Genomic DNA, 15,284 nt, shown 5'->3' on the forward strand with positions numbered 1-15,284 from the left:
AAAGGAAGCCGTTCACGACAGGGAAAACACCCGGTGCTGGGAGCCCGTGGTGTAAAGGTTTGTCAGCCTTAATTGAATCAGCTGAAGAACTTTCTATTTGATGACGAACCTTATGCGATTCGCCAAACGCTTCAAACACCGTGCGTATGTGGCCCTGCCTTCCCTGCTGGCCGTCAGTGCGCTATTCCTGTCGCTTGAGTCCAGCGAAAGCCGCGCGCAACCGGCGGATGGCACCCAGACCCTGGTGTTCCTGCGCCACGCGGAGAAGCCCGAGGGCGGTCTCGGCCAGCTCAACTGTCAGGGCCTGAACCGCGCCATCGACCTGTCGACGCTGCTGCCGGAAAAATTCGGCAAGGCCGATTACGTGTTCGCCGCCAACCCGACACGCAATGTCGAGGAAGGTGAGCTGGACAACTCCTACAGCTACATCCGTCCGTTGATGACCATCAGCCCGGCGGCGATCAAGCTCGGCCTGCCGGTGAACATCGAGTTTTCGGCCAACGACACCAGCGATCTGGCCCGCGAACTGCTGGAAGACAAGTATCACAACTCGACGATTTACACCGCGTGGTCCCACGGCTATCTGCCGGAGCTGATCAACAAGGTGGCGGGCAAAGCGCTCGGCGAAAAACAGAACATCACCGAGGACTGGGCGGGCAACGATTTTGACTCGCTGTATGTACTGACCCTGACCTGGCACAACGGCAAGGCCAGTCTGCAGAGCCACAGTTACAAGCAGGGGCTGGATCATGGCAAGGAAACCTGCCCGACCTGATTGCTGTGTAGTCTGACCTGGCCTCTTCGCGAGCAGGCTAGCTCCCACATTGGATTTGCGTGAAATACAAATCCCCTGTGGGAGCGAGCCTGCTCGCGAAGAGGCCAGCCGCTACAGCCTCAATCTTTCTGGCTGGCCCGCTCACGCAGATACTCAAGCACCGCCCCACGCTCCCCGGCAAACTCGATCCGCCCGCCCTTCTTCTCGCGCTGAAACACATACATCGGGTCGTAATACTCACGCAGCAACCCTTCGATCCAGCCGCGATGCAAGTCCACCGCCCCGCTTTGCCCCTGCTCGATCAACGCCTCTTCCATCAACAACAGCATCCGCCGATGACGCTCGCCTCCGAGGCGCTTTTGCACATTGTTGAGGCTTTCCAGCAGGCGCTCGGAGAACAAGGTAAAACCCTCCTCCCCATGCACGGCCACGAACTCCGCCGATAGATCCACCACATAATCCCGCAAAATCCGCTCGACGCGATCGTCAAAACTGTCTTCCAGCCAGACCATCGGGTACTGCTGCATACCCTGATACAACGGCAGCGGCAAGGCGCAACTGCCCACCACCCGGCTCTCGTCCTCCAGCACAAACTGCGCGATACCCGCGTCGCGTTTCTTGAGGATGTCGATGGCCAGACGGTTTTCAAAATCGATGTTCGACGGCTGCCCGGTGGCGCGCTTGCCGAAGCTGGAGCCGCGATGGTTGGCGTGACCTTCAAGGTCCAGGCCATTTTGCAGTTGCACCAGCACTTCAGTCTTGCCAGTACCGGTCATGCCGCCGAGCAGGACGAAATCACATTGCGCGATGGCCTGCTCAAGGGTGTCGATAAGGAAGTTGCGCATTGCCTTGTAGCCGCCGCCGACACGCGGATAGTCGATACCGGCTTCGTCACGCAGCCATTGCTGGGTGATCTGCGAGCGCAGGCCGCCACGAAAACAATACAGATAACCCTCAGGATGGGCACGGGCAAAATCGGCCCAGGCCTGGATACGCTCGGCTTTCAGCGCTCCCGAGACCAATTGATGACCCAACTCGATGGCGGCCTGCTGCCCGTGCTGTTTGTAGCAGGTGCCGATCTTCTGCCGTTCGACGTCGTTCATCAGCGGCAGGTTGATCACACCGGGGAACGCGCCCTTGTGAAACTCGACCGGCGCACGGGCATCCATCAGCGGCCGGTCGTTGAGGAAAATGTCTCGGTAGTCAGTGCAGTCGCGGAGCATCAAATCACCTCGACTGCGTTCGTCTGTCGCTCAACCAGTTCGCCGATTGGCGCCAGGTTCAGGCCCAGTTCGGCCGCAACGGCGAGGAATTCTTCGTTGCCTTCAGGCGTCACGGCGATTAGCAGACCACCGCTGGTTTGCGGGTCGCAGAGCACGCGTTTATGCAGCTCCTGCACACGGCCGACCTTGCTCGCGTAGCTGTCGAAATTGCGCAGCGTACCGCCGGGCACGCAACCCTGATCGAGGTAATACTCGACGCTGTCCAGACGCGGCACGCGGTCATAGGCGATGCGTGCGGTGAGCTGGCTGCCATCGGCCATTTCCACCAGATGCCCGAGCAGACCAAAACCGGTGACGTCGGTCATCGCCGTAACGCCGGCGAGTTTGCCGAAGCGGCTGCCGGGTTTGTTCAGGGTGCACATCCAGTCGCGAGCCACGCCAACGTCGGCGGCGCGCAATTTGCCTTTTTTCTCGGCGGTGGTGAGGATGCCGATGCCCAACGGTTTGGTCAGGTACAGCAGGCAACCGGCGGTGGCGGTGTCGTTGCGCTTCATGTGGCGCTTTTCCACCAGACCGGTGACGGCGAGGCCGAAGATCGGCTCAGGCGCGTCGATCGAATGCCCGCCCGCCAGCGCAATGCCCGCCGCGTCGCAAACGGCACGGCCGCCGCGAATCACTTCACGCGCCACTTCCGGCGCCAGCACATTGACCGGCCAGCCGAGAATGGCAATAGCCATCAATGGATCACCGCCCATCGCATAGATATCGCTGATCGCATTGGTCGCGGCGATGCGGCCGAAGTCGAACGGGTCGTCGACGATCGGCATGAAGAAGTCCGTGGTCGAGACCACACCGCGCTCGGCATCGATCTCGTACACCGCCGCGTCATCGCGCGAGGCGTTGCCGACCCACAGTTTCGGATCAAGGTTCTGCGCACCGCTGCCGGCCAGAATCACTTCCAGCACCTGCGGGGAAATCTTGCAGCCGCAACCGGCGCCGTGGCTGTATTGGGTCAGACGAATCGGCTCGCTCATGGGGGAGTCTCAGGCTGTTGATGGGGGCGATTCTAGCAGAGCACGGACGGCCGGACCGAAAGCCAACAGTTATCCGATCGTTCCCACGCTCCGCGTGGGAATGCAGCCCGGGACGCTCCGCGTCCCTTACGGAGCCGGAACGCGGAGCGTCCCTAGAGGCATTCCCACGCAGAGCGTGGGAACGAGCAGCTTGAGGCAAGGCAAAAAAAACCGCCCTTACGGGCGGCTAAAAGTGCTTCGACCCTAAATCAGAAGCCCAAGCTGAAGCTGATGGTCATCGCATGGTCGTTGCTGTCGTTCGACAGTTGGCCCGAGTAGCCGACGCCGAGTTTGCCGGTCGGGCTGATCTGGAAGTCGACCCCCGCTTCAACAATCGCGCTGTCCTTGGCAATCGGCACACCCTGGGTGCTGAACGAGGCGCCGCCGTCGATGAAGGTCAGGTCAGCATCAGGCTTGGTGTCACCAAAGGCATGGCGCCAGCCGATGGCCGCGCGCGGGGTGAATTGCCCGCCGTTGGCCAGGGTGATGACTTTGCCGGCGCGCACACCGAGGGTCGAGAAGGTGATGTCTTGATCGGCATCCGCCTCCAGGCGCCCTACTCCGCCTTTCTCCTTGGCCTTGTCGGTGTCGTAGTTGACGTAGGCGAGCCCTGCGAACGGCTCGAGGGCAATGCCGCCGGCTTCAATCGCGTAACCGACTTCACCGAACACCTGGGCGCTGCGCGCATCGTAATTGGCCTTCAGGCGATCGTTGTAGCTGCCGACGCTGACGTTGCGTTTGGTCTCGATGTCATGCCAGCTGTAAGCCGCGCCGAGGCGCACCGCCAAGGCATCGAACTGCGAGTTGAGGTACGCCGCCAGGTGGTAGCTTTCAACGATGGCATCCGAGCGACGATCATGCGCATCGAGGTCGCTGCGGGTGTAACCGGCGGCCATGCCCACGCGCCACTGGTCATCGAGTTGCTTGTCGGTGCCGAGCATGAAGCCGCTGAGGTTACGGTCGAGTTTCGCCGCGTTGCTGTCGCCATCCGACTCACCCCAGGCACCGAGCGCCCGCGCCCAGCCAACCATTTCGCCGTGGCAACCGTTGCTGCTCAGTTGGTTGCCACTTGGCGCCAGGGCACGGCGTGGATCATCCGCGGCGCTGCATGACGGTTGGCGCATGCGATCGTTGACCGCGTCACGCACATAGCGCGAATCCTCGAGGATGGCGCTGGCGGTGCTGGCGTGGATCTCACCGGACAGGCTGTCGTAGGCATTACGCGCACCGGCAACACTGAGGTTGACGATCTCGTTCTGCAACGCCGCGCCCGCCGGGCCGTTGTTCGACAGCGCGGTGGCGGTGCGGAACTGGTTGCCAGTGGCGGCGACATCGGCGAAGGAATTGCCGTTGCGGCTGACCACCAGGTTCACCGCATTAGCGTCATACACCAGTGCGCTGTTAAGGAACGCATATTGCGGCAGGTCCGCAGCGCTGAAGGTGCCGTTCACGCCACCGCCCGCCGTGATCAGCGAGTACGTGGTGTTGCCGGTGAACGGTGCCAGCGAGTTCACTTGCAAGGCGCCGCCCAGCGTTGCGCTGCCGCCGATTGCCAGTGGCGTCGCGGTTGGCGAGCTGACCGTCAGCGCCAGCACACCGTCGCTGGCGTTGGTCAGGTTACCGGCCACGCTCAGGGTGCCTGCTTCGGAGCCCGAGGCGACAACGCCATGGTTGACCACCGAACCGACACTGCCGTTACCACTCAACCCTGCGCCATTGGCCACGGTGACTTGCCCACCCAACGAAGCCCGCGCCGCACGGCTGCCGACTTGCAGCACGCCTTGATCGACCGCGACCGTGCCGCTGAACGGATTATCACCGGTCAACAGCAAGGTGCCGGTGCCGCGTTTGAGCATCGCGCCAAGTCCGCGCAGCGATCCGTTGAACTGACCATTGAAGTTCTGCAAGAAGAGCAGCGATGCGTTGTTAAGGATATTGCCCTGCAGGCTGGTGGTGTTACCGACCAGCGTACCGCCGCTGACCGTGGTGCCACCGCTGTAGGTGTTGGCGCCGCTCAATACCAGCGTGCCGGAATCAAGCTTCTCGATGCCGCCCGTGCCCACCAGCGGCGCGGAGATTTCCGCACTCGCGCCGGCGTTGACGCGCACCGGTGCAAGGCTGCCGTCCGTGCCGTTGACCGGGGTCAGCGTACCGCCAGCCCCCGGAACCAGGCTGTAGCCGCCGGAGAGGAATTGCAGGCCGGTGAAGTTCTGATTGCCCTGCACGGTCACGGTACCTGCCTGACCGCCGAACACCGCGAACTGACCATTTGCAGCCAGGGCCTGAGTACCGCTCGGATCGGTCCAGTTGGTGCCCGGCCCCCACACGCCGCTGCCACCACCGATGCTGCCGTCCGGATTGGTGGTGCCACCGTTCCAGAACTGCACCTCACCCGGCGTGCCTTGCACCAGCAGGTTGATCTGATTGGCAATCGCGGTTTGCAGGGTCAGATTGGCCGCCGACACCGGCAGGCTGCCGTACACCAGACCGTTGTCGGTCAGGCTGCCGCCGTAGCTGAACAGTTGATAAACCCCGGTGCCGAAACCGCCGGCGTTGCTGATGTTCAGCGTACCGTCGAGGGTCAGGTTGCCGGCGACATTGACCACCGTGGTCGAACTGGCCGCCGAGCCGAGACTGAAATCCAGATTGGTTCCCGAGGACAGTGCCAGCGAACCGACTGACAATGGCGTAGCCGTAGCGCCACCCAGCAGCGTCGCGCCGCTGGCCAGTTGCACGGCCCCCCCAAACTGGCCACCGCCGCCGATGCCCGCACCGCTGGCAACGTCGACATTGGCGCTGTTGAGTACGCCGTTGACGATCAGGTTGCCCGCCTGCACCGAGGTGTTGCCGGTGAAGGTATTGTTGCCGGCCAGCAGCAGATCACCCGTGCCGGCTTTGTTCAGCGTTCCGGCGCCAGTGAGATTGCCGGTGTAGCTGCCATCGGCGTTTTGCTCGAAGGTCAGGGTCGCGTTGTTGACGATCGCGCCTTGCAGGCTGCTGGTGTCACCGCGCGTCGTGCCGCCGTTCAGCGTGGTGCCACCGCTGTAGGTATTGGCACCACTGAGGACGAGATCGCCGCTACCGTTTTTCAGCAGACTGCCGGTGCCGGTCACAGCCCCGATCAACGTGGTGTTCTGATTGCCGGCAAGGGTCAGTTGCGCGCCAAGGTTGATGGCGTTGGCCAGTTGCAGCGCCGAGGTGCTGTCGAGCGTGCCGTTGCCGGTCACGTTGAGCGCAGCGCTGCTGAGGGCACTGTTGTTGCCGAGGATCAGCGTACCGCCGGCGAGTTGAGTACCACCGGTGTAAGTGTTGCTGCCGTTGAGGGTCAGGCTCGAAGCGCCGGCCTTGATCAGGCTACCGCTGCCGCTGACCACGCCGCCGAGGGTCAAGGCGTTGGAACCGGCAACGGTCAAACCACCGTTGACGACCACGTCGTTGCTCAGACTGACGGCCGCGTTGCTGTCCAGCGCTGTGCCGTCAGCAGCGGTCAACACACCAGTGCCGAGCGCGGCATTGTTGCCGACCACGATTTTGCCGCCGTTGAGCGCCGTGCCGCCGGTGTAGCCGTTGGCCGCGTTGAGCACCAGCGTACCGCTGTCGTATTTGCCCAGCGTGCCGCTGCCGTTGAGCGCGACACCGATGGTTGCCGTGGCATTCGGGTCAACCCGCACCGTGGCATTGCCCAGCGAACCGTTGACCAGATTCAGCGAGCCCGCCGCGCCATTCACCAGGCTGTAGCCATCGGTGACGAACTGCATGCCGGTGATGGTTTGCGCGCCGTTAACGGTCACTGTGCCGGCCGCGCCCTGGAACACTGCGAAACTGTTGGTCCAGGCCTGATTGGTGGTGCCGTTGACGTCGGTCCAGTTGGTGGTGCCGGTGCCCCAGGTGCCGCTGCCGCCTTCGACCGAACCGTTGGCCACCAGTTGGTTGCCGTCCCAGAACTGCACGGTGACGCCCGGCGCGGTGACCAGCAGGTTGATCTGATTGGCCAGTGCGGTTTGCAGGGTCAGATCGCCCGGGCTGACGCTGCCCGGCAGTGTGCCGAAGAGCATGCCGTTGTCGGTCAGGCCGCCAGTGTAGTCGATCAGGCGATAGACGCCGCTGCCAAAACCACCGATATCGCTGACATTGAGGGTGCCGTCGAGGGTCAGGTTGCCGCCGACATTGACCAGCGCATTGCCGCCACCGGATACCGGTGTGCCGAGGCCGACGTCGAAGTTGGAATTACCGTTGAACAGCAGCGAACTGACGCTCAGCGTACTGCCGGTGACGCCCGCCAGATGACCGCCATCGGCCACCGTCACGGCACCGCTCAAGGTGCCGCTGCCACCGAGAGTGCCGCCGCTGTTGACCAGCACATTGCCGCTGGCCAGTGAGCCGTTGACCTGCAGGGTGCCGGCGTTGACGTTGGTGTCGCCAGTGAGGTCGCTGATGCCACTGAGGGTCAGGGTGCCGCTGCCGAGTTTGCTCAGGCTGCCGTCACCGCTGAGGATGCCGGCGAAGGTGCTGCTGACGTTGTTGCCACCGAGGCTCAACGTATTGCCCGTGCCGATCAGCGCCGTGCCGCTGCCAGTGAGGCTGGCGAGGCTGCCCGAAGCACCGAGATTCAACGCCGCGCCGCCCGCGAGATTGACCGTGGCGTTGTTGCCCAGCGCCGCGCCACTCAGCGTGGTCAGGCTGCCGGCGAGCACATCGAAGGTGCCGCTGAAAGTATTGCTGCCGCTCAGGGTCACGTCGGCCAGACCGTTCTTGGTCAACGTGCCGGCGCCGGCGATGATGCCGCCGAGGGTCAGGTTGTTGTTACCGGCCAGGGCCAGATTGGCATTGACGTTGAGGTTGTTGGCCAGCACCAGTGGCGCGGAATTGTCGAGGGTCGAAGCGCCGGCCACGGTCAGCGCGCCGCTGCCCAGCGACGCGCCCGTACCGAGGGTCAGCGTGCCGGCATTCAGCGTGGTACCGCCGGTGAAGGTGTTGATGCCGTTGAGTGTCAGGTTCGACGCGCCGTCCTTGATCAAGCCACCCGCGCCGCTGACCACACCTGCGAGGGTTAGATTGTTGCTGCCGGTGTTGCTCAGATTGGCGTTGAGCACGACGTTGTTGCCCAGGCTCAGCGCACTGTTGCTGTCCAGCGCCGAGGCGCCGGCTACGGTGAGATTGCCCAGACCCAGTGCCGAATTGCTGCCAGCGGTCAGGGTGCCCGCGTTGAGGGTGGTGCCGCCGAGGAAGTTGTTGTTGCCGCTGAGGGTCAGGTTGGCTGCGCCGTTTTTGCTCAGGCTGCCGGCGCCGTTGACCGTACCGGCCAGGGTCAGATCCGCCGTGCCGCCGATGCCGAGATTGCCAGCCAGGTTGACCGCGTTGTTAACCGACACCGCCGTGCTCGCATCCAGCGTGGTGCCGCCCGCCGCGTTCAACGTGCCGGAACCCAGCGCCGAGTTCGACGCCAGAATCAGTCCTCCGGCGTTCAAGGCTACCGGGCCAAGGAAGGCGTTGTTGCCGCCGAGGGTCAGGTTCGCCGTGCCGGTTTTGATCAGGCCACCCGTGCCGCCAAGCACACCGTTGAGGGTCAGCGCATTGCTGCCGACCACGGTGAGGTTGCCGTTGAGCGTCGCGGCGTTGGCCAGTGTCACCGCTGCGTTGCTGTCCAGTTGCGTACCGGCATTCGCCGTCAACGTGCCGGTACCGAGCGCCGTATTGCTGCCGACGATGATCTTGCCGCCATCCAGTTGCGTGCCGCCGGTATAGGTGTTGGCACCACCGAGCACCAAGGTGCCGGCGTCGAGTTTATTGAGGATGCCGCTGCCATCGATATTGGCATTGATGGTCGCCGTCACGCCCGGATCGACGCGCAACGAAGTGGTGCCGCCGGTGCCGTTGACCGCTGTGAGTTGCCCCGCTGCACCGTTGACCAGGTTGTAACCGTCGGTGAGGAATTGCATGCCGGTGAACGCTTGCGTGCCGTTCACCGTCACCGTGCCGGCGGTGCCCTGGAACACCGCGAAGTCGCCGGCCCACGGTTGGTTGACCAAACCATTGGCATCGGTCCAGTTGGTGCCGACCGCATTCCACGTGCCGCTGCCGCCATCGACCACGCCGTTGGCGATGGTCTGACTGCCGTCCCAGTAACGGATGTTGCTGTTCGGCGCGGAGACTTGAATGTTGATCTGATTGGCGACGCCGGTTTGCACCAGCAGATCGCCGAGGCCGTAGCCGACCGGCACGCTGGCGACATCCAGACCGAGGTCGGTCAGGGCACCGGTGTAGTTGAACAGGCGATACACACCAACGCCAAAACCGCCGGCATCGGTGACGTTGAGATTGCCGTCGAGGGTGAGATTGCCACCGACATTCATCAGCGAAGTGGTCGACGGCGTGCCCAACGCCACATCGACATTGCTGCCCGCACCGAGGGACAGCGCACCGGCGGACAGTTGATTGCCCGACGACAACGCCAGATGACCGCCGCTGTTGACGTTGACGCTACCAAGCGCTGAACCAGTGCCGGTGAGCGTGCCACCGGTGTTGACGTTGACCTGTGCACTGGCCAGCGAACCGCTGAGGTCGACGGTGCCGCCATTGATCGCGGTATTGCCGGTGATGCCGCTGATCCCGGTGAGGTTCAAGGTACCGGTGCCGACTTTGACCAGGCCGCCGCTGCCGCTGAGATCGCCGTCAAAGGTGCTGGTGACGTTGCCGCCGCCGACGGTCAGAGTATTGCTGCCAGTCAATTGCACACTGCCGCTGCCGGTCAGCGCGCCGAGGCTAGCGTCGCTGCCCAGATTCAGCCCGGCGCCGGCGCTGATGTTGACCCCGGAAGTGCTGCCCAGCGCATTGCTGTTGAGCGTAGTGACGCTACCGGACACGATATTCAGCGCACCGGTGAAGGTGTTGTTGCCGGCCAGAGTCAGGTCCGACAAACCGTTTTTGGTCAGGCTGCCGGCACCGTCAATGATGCCGTTTAAACTCAAATCGTTGTTGCCGGCGATAGTCAGTCCGGCATTCAGCGTAATCGCATTACCGATGCCGAACGAGGCGCTGTTATCCAGAGTCGCCGCACCGCCGACGATCAATGCGCCGCTGCCCAGACCGTTGGCATTGCCCAATGTCAGCGTGCCGGCGTTGAGCGTGGTGCCGCCGCTGAAGGTGTTGTTGCCATTGAGGGTGAGATTGGCCGCGCCGTCCTTGATCAACTGGCCAGTGCCGCTGGTGACGCCGCCGAGGGTGAGGTTCTGCGTGCCGCCAACGCTCAGTGCGGCATTCAGGACGACGGCGTTGTTGAGGCTGACCAGCGGCGAATTGCTGTCCAGCGTCGCGGCGCCCGCGACGGTCAGCGCCCCGGAACCGAGCGCCGAACTGTTGCCGACGGTCAGGGTGCCGGCATTCAGCGTGGTGCCGCCGAGGTAGTTGTTGGCGGCGTTGAGGATCAGATTGGCCGCGCCGTCTTTCACCAGACTGCCGGCGCCGCTGACCAGACCGGTCAGGGTCATATTGGCGGCGCCGCCGATGTTCAAGGCACCGGCGAGTCCCACGGCATTATTCAGGCTGACCGCCGTGTTGGCGTCCAGCGTGGTGTTGGCGGCCGCGTTCAACGTGCCGGAGCCCAGCGCGGTGTTGCTGCCGACGGTCAGTTTGCCGGTGTTCAACGCCGTGTTGCCAAAATAAGTGTTGGCGCCGTTGAGGGTCAGGTCGGCAGCGCCGTTCTTGGTCAGTCCACCGACACCGGCGACCACGCCGCCGAGGGTCAGCGCATTGCTGCCACCCAGGGTCAGAGTGCCGCCGAGGTTGACGTTATTGGCCAGCGTTGCCGCAGTGCTGGCATCCAGGGTGGTGCCGTTCGAGGCGTTCAGTGTGCCGGTGCCGAGGGCCGTGCTGGAGCCGACCACCAGCGAACCGGCATTCAGCGCCGTGGTGCCGGTGTAGGTGTTATTGCCATTGAGGGTCAGGCTCGATGCGCCGGTCTTGATCAAACCATTGCTGCCACTGATCACCCCGCCAAGGGTCAGTGCGTTGGCACCGCCAGCGGTGAGGTTGGCGTTGAGAATCACGTTGTTGTTCAGGGTCACGGCCGAACCGCTGTTGAGCGTGCCCGCGCCTTCCACCGACAACGCGCCGGTGCCCAGTGCTGCGCCGTTGCCGACCGTCAGACTGCCGGCATTCAGCGTGGTGCCGCCGCTGTAGGTGTTGACGCCGCTGAGCGTGAGATTGGCTGCGCCGTTTTTTACCAATTGGCTGGCGCCGCTGATCACCCCGCCGAGGGTCAGCGCGTTGCTGCCGCCAATGCCCAGGCTGTTGTTGAGAATGACCGCGTTGTTGAGTGTCACAGCGGCATTGCTGTCCAGAGTTGCCACGCCACCGACGGTGATGTTGCCGCTGCCGAGCGCCGCGTTGGCGCCCGCGGTAATCGTGCCCGCGTTCAACGCGATCGCGCCGAGGAAGGTGTTGGTGCCGTTGAGAATCAGGTTGGCCGCGCCGTTTTTGGTCAGCCCGCCGCTGCCGCTGACAATCCCGCCCAAGGTCAGGTTGGCGCTGCCGCCGACGTTGAGGTTGCCACCCAGGGAGACCGCGTTAGCCAACGCCACTGCCGTGCTGGCGTCGAGGGTAGTGCCCGCCGCCGTGGTCAACGCGCCAGTGCCCAGCGCGGTGTTGGAACCGACAATCAGCGTGCCGGCATTCAGCGCGGTGCCGCCAGAGAAGGTGTTGTTGCCACTGAGACTCAGGTTCGCCGTGCCGTTCTTGATCAGGTTGCCGGCGCCGCTGACGACGCCGCTCAGGCCCAATGCCTGCGTGCCGCCAAGGGTCAGATCGCCTGCCAACGCGACGGCGTTGGCCAGGGTCACCGCCGTGGTCGCATCCAGTGTGGTACCCGCCGCCGCATTCAGCGCGCCAGTGCCCAGCGCGGTGTTGCTGCCGACCAACAGGCTGCCGGCATTGAGCAGCGTGTTGCCACTGTTGCTGTTGTTGCCGGTCAACGTCAGGCTGGCACTGCCGGATTTGGTGATGCCGCCGGTGCCGGACAACACGCCACCGAGGGTCAGCGCATTGCTGCCGAGCACGTTGAGCGCGCCGGTCATCGCGATGTTGTTGGCCAGGGTGACGTTGGCGGTGCTGTCGAGACTGGTACCGGTGGCCGTGTTCAGCGCGCCGCTACCCAGCGAGTTGTTGTTGGTCACCAGCAGGCTGCCGGCGCTGAGGGTGGTGGTGCCGGTGAACCCGGTGTTGACGCCGCTGACGGTCAGGCTGCCGCTGCCGGTTTTGGTCAGGCCGCTGCTGCCGCTGATCAAGCCGCCGAGGGTCAGCGCACCAGTACCGCCGGCCGTCAAGGTGCCGCCGAGGCTGATGGCGTTGGCCAGGCTGATCGTGCCCGGCGCGCTCAGGGTCGTCGCGCCGGTGACGTTGAGCGCGCCGGTACTGAACGCCTGATTGTTACCCAACTGCACGGTGCCGCCATTGAGCGTGGTGTTGCCCAGATAGGTGTTGGCGGCGCTGAGGTTTAGCTGGCCGGTACCGGCCTTGGTGAAACCGCCGCTGCCGGAAATCACCCCGCTCAGGGTGGTCGCATTGCTGCCTTGCACGGTGACGCCGCCGGCACCGAGGGATATCAGATTGCTAATGTTCAACCCGGCGTTGCTGGCCTGCAGAACCCCGCCGTTGGAGGTGAGCACACCGCTGCCGAAGGTGGCGTTGTTGTTGAAATTCGCGATACCGCCGTTGAGCGTGGTCGCGCCGCTGACCAGTGGCCCCTGCAAGGTCCAGGTGCCGCTGTTGAGGGTCAGGTTGTTGAAGTTGATGTAGGTGGCGCTCGATGCCGTGCCAGTCCCGGTGATACCGCCGCCGACGCCAGCCGGGTTTTGCAGGATCAGGCTGTTAGTACCGCCCGCGCCGCCATCGACCGTGCCGGTCGGGGCGAAGGTCAGGTTGATGCCGATCAAACCGCCGAGGCCGACGCTGATCTGTACACCGTCACCGACGTTGACGCTGGAGCCGGTCACCGCAGTGAAGGTGTTGGTGCTCGCCGCCCCCATCGACACACCGCCGGTAATCGCACCGGCGTTGGTGAAAGTGTTGCCCGCCGCCGAGGTTTCGAAGGCGATCCGGCCGTTGATCACACCGGTGCTGCTGTTGGTCATGTTGACCTGCGAACCACCGTAGACGCCGACTACCGGAGTGTCGGCCAAGGTGATGCCGCCGATCGAGAGTCCTGTCGAGGTGATGGTGCCGTTGTTGGTGATGCTGGTGGTGCCGGTTGCCGCGTTGTTAACCGAAAGGGCCAGGCCGTCGATGCTGGTCAGGTTGAGCCCGAGCAGCATGCCCGTACCACGGATGATCCCGCTGGCGTTATTGAGCACACTGACCGTGCTCGTTGCACCGGTGCCGATGAACGCGCCGCCGCTCAACACCGAGACCAGGCCAAGCAACGCCGGGTCAATCGTGCCGGAGTTGTTCAGGGAGATGTTCACCCCGGTCAGGTCCATCACATGGCCGCCGAGGGTCGCATTCATCTGCGCCCCACTGTTGACGTTGACCGTCAGGCCACTGGTGGCACTGGAGAAATTGTTGAGAAACAGCGGCAGGCTGGGCACGCCGGTACAGGTCACCGTCGAACCCGCCGTGGAGCAAGTGGCCAACGCCGGTGCGCTGACGCCGCCGAACAACAGCCCGGCAACGCTCAAGTGCACAGCAAGGGAAAGAGGGGAAAAGCGCGAAACGAGGGCGACACCAAACCTTGCTTCCACGGGCTACTCCTTGTCGTGGCCAATTTCTTCCTTGAGGGCGCGCAGAGCCGTACTTATTCCACACGCGAATCAAGACTGCGACGGTCATTACAAAACCGTTGATTGGGGACAAAGCTAGTAGACGCCCGGCAATGGGGCACGGATTAAATGGTGTTAATACTTTAATACTAGAGGGTTCTGGAATCAGCGTTTCAGCCCGTATCCATGGGTCTTCGGCCTGTCGCAGAACCTGTAGGAGTGAGCCTGCTCGCGATGGCGGTGTGTCAGTCAGCCCACGTTTTATTGATAAACCGCTATCGCGAGCAGGCTCACTCCTACAGGGGTTTCGCGGTGAGCAGGCATACCTGATCAATCCGTCAGTTAAATTTGCGAATTCATCGATATTTCATGGCATTGAGAAAACTGGTACGCCTTATGCAAACGTTTGCGTAACGTCAATACCAACGTTTTCGTAACAAAACCGTACAAGCCCACGGAACACGGGCCTCGATCCGCAAAAAAGGACTTTGAATGGCCATCGCATGCCCTGTTCGCGCACCTTTCTCGTGCACGTTTGCTGTTTCCTTGCTACTGACCGGCGTTACCGGACTTCTCAGCCACAGCGCGCAGGCGCAACCGGCAAGCAAAGAAGAATCCGCCCAGGGCGAAGCACTCAGCCCCGAAGCCAGCCCGCCGAAAAAAGGCGCCTACCTGTCGGACTGGTACAACCAGGACTTGATGTTGATTGGCAGCAAGGACATCAGCTTCGGCCCACAACCGGCCGACGACATCTATCTGGAATACGAGTACTTCGGCCGCAAAGGCCCGTTCGAGTTATACGGCTACATCGACATTCCGAAGATCTTCAACATTGGCAACAGCCACGACAAAGGCGTGTGGGATCACGGCTCACCAGTGTTTATGGAGCACGAACCGCGCATTTCCATCGACTACCTCGCCGGCCGCAGCCTGGCCATCGGCCCGTTCAAGGAATGGTACGTCGCGTTCGACTGGATCTACGACCATGGCAGCCGCAAAGAGAATCGCGCCAACACCCTCTACAGCGGTTTCGGCACCGACATCGATACCCACTCGCGGGTCAACCTGTCGGCCAACCTCTATGGTCGCTACCAGTGGGAAAACTACGGTGCGAGCAATGAATATTCGTGGGACGGCTATCGCGCGCAACTGAAGTACATCGTGCCGATCGACAAATTCAGCAACGGCGCTTCGCTGACCTACATCGGTTTCACCAACTTCGATTTCGGCTCGGACATCCACAAGGACAACCCTGCGCGCACGGCCAATGCGACGGTAGCGACCAACGTCTTGCTCTACTCGTTCACCCACTTGCGCTTCACCCTGGTCGGCCGTTATTTCCACAACGGCGGCAACTGGGAGGACGGCAGCGAGCTGAATTTTGGCGACGGCAATTTCCGTGCGCGTTCCAACGGCTGGGGTTACTACGCCGGCGTCGGTTATCAGTTCTGAATCAAGGAGT

5 protein-coding genes are annotated in these 15,284 nt (G+C 63.0%); 2 read left to right on the forward strand and 3 right to left on the reverse strand.

What is annotated here, in order from left to right:
- Window positions 1-100: 100 nt before the first annotated feature.
- Window positions 101-775 carry a histidine phosphatase family protein gene (locus tag VY732_RS19755; protein ID WP_077573608.1) on the forward strand — a complete coding sequence of 225 codons (675 nt, stop codon included), beginning with the start codon at window positions 101-103 and terminating at the stop codon, window positions 773-775.
- Between the two features lie 119 nt (window positions 776-894).
- Here VY732_RS19755 and mnmH read toward each other — a convergent pair whose 3' ends face one another.
- The 3 genes from mnmH to VY732_RS19770 all read right to left on the reverse strand — a co-directional run bounded on the left by mnmH (window position 895) and on the right by VY732_RS19770 (window position 13,804).
- Complete coding sequence (gene mnmH, locus VY732_RS19760) at window positions 895-1,998, reverse strand: tRNA 2-selenouridine(34) synthase MnmH (RefSeq protein ID WP_331691558.1); 1,104 nt, start codon at window positions 1,996-1,998, stop codon at window positions 895-897.
- A complete protein-coding gene (gene selD, locus VY732_RS19765) occupies window positions 1,998-3,032 on the reverse strand; it encodes a selenide, water dikinase SelD (RefSeq protein ID WP_212621473.1) in 1,035 nt (344 codons plus the stop codon). Before selD ends, mnmH begins: the two co-directional genes overlap by 1 nt.
- A gap of 248 nt (window positions 3,033-3,280) precedes the next feature.
- A complete protein-coding gene (locus tag VY732_RS19770) occupies window positions 3,281-13,804 on the reverse strand; it encodes an autotransporter-associated beta strand repeat-containing protein (protein ID WP_331691559.1) in 10,524 nt (3,507 codons plus the stop codon).
- 510 nt (window positions 13,805-14,314) lie between these two features.
- Here VY732_RS19770 and VY732_RS19775 point away from each other — a divergent pair.
- On the forward strand, window positions 14,315-15,274 hold the full coding sequence (locus VY732_RS19775) for a nucleoside-specific channel-forming protein Tsx (protein WP_116030633.1): 960 nt from the start codon (window positions 14,315-14,317) through the stop codon (window positions 15,272-15,274).
- Window positions 15,275-15,284 lie beyond the last annotated feature (10 nt).

It is taken from the genome of Pseudomonas sp. ZY71, assembly GCF_036542145.1.
Taxonomy (GTDB): Bacteria; Pseudomonadota; Gammaproteobacteria; order Pseudomonadales; family Pseudomonadaceae; genus Aquipseudomonas; species Aquipseudomonas koreensis_A.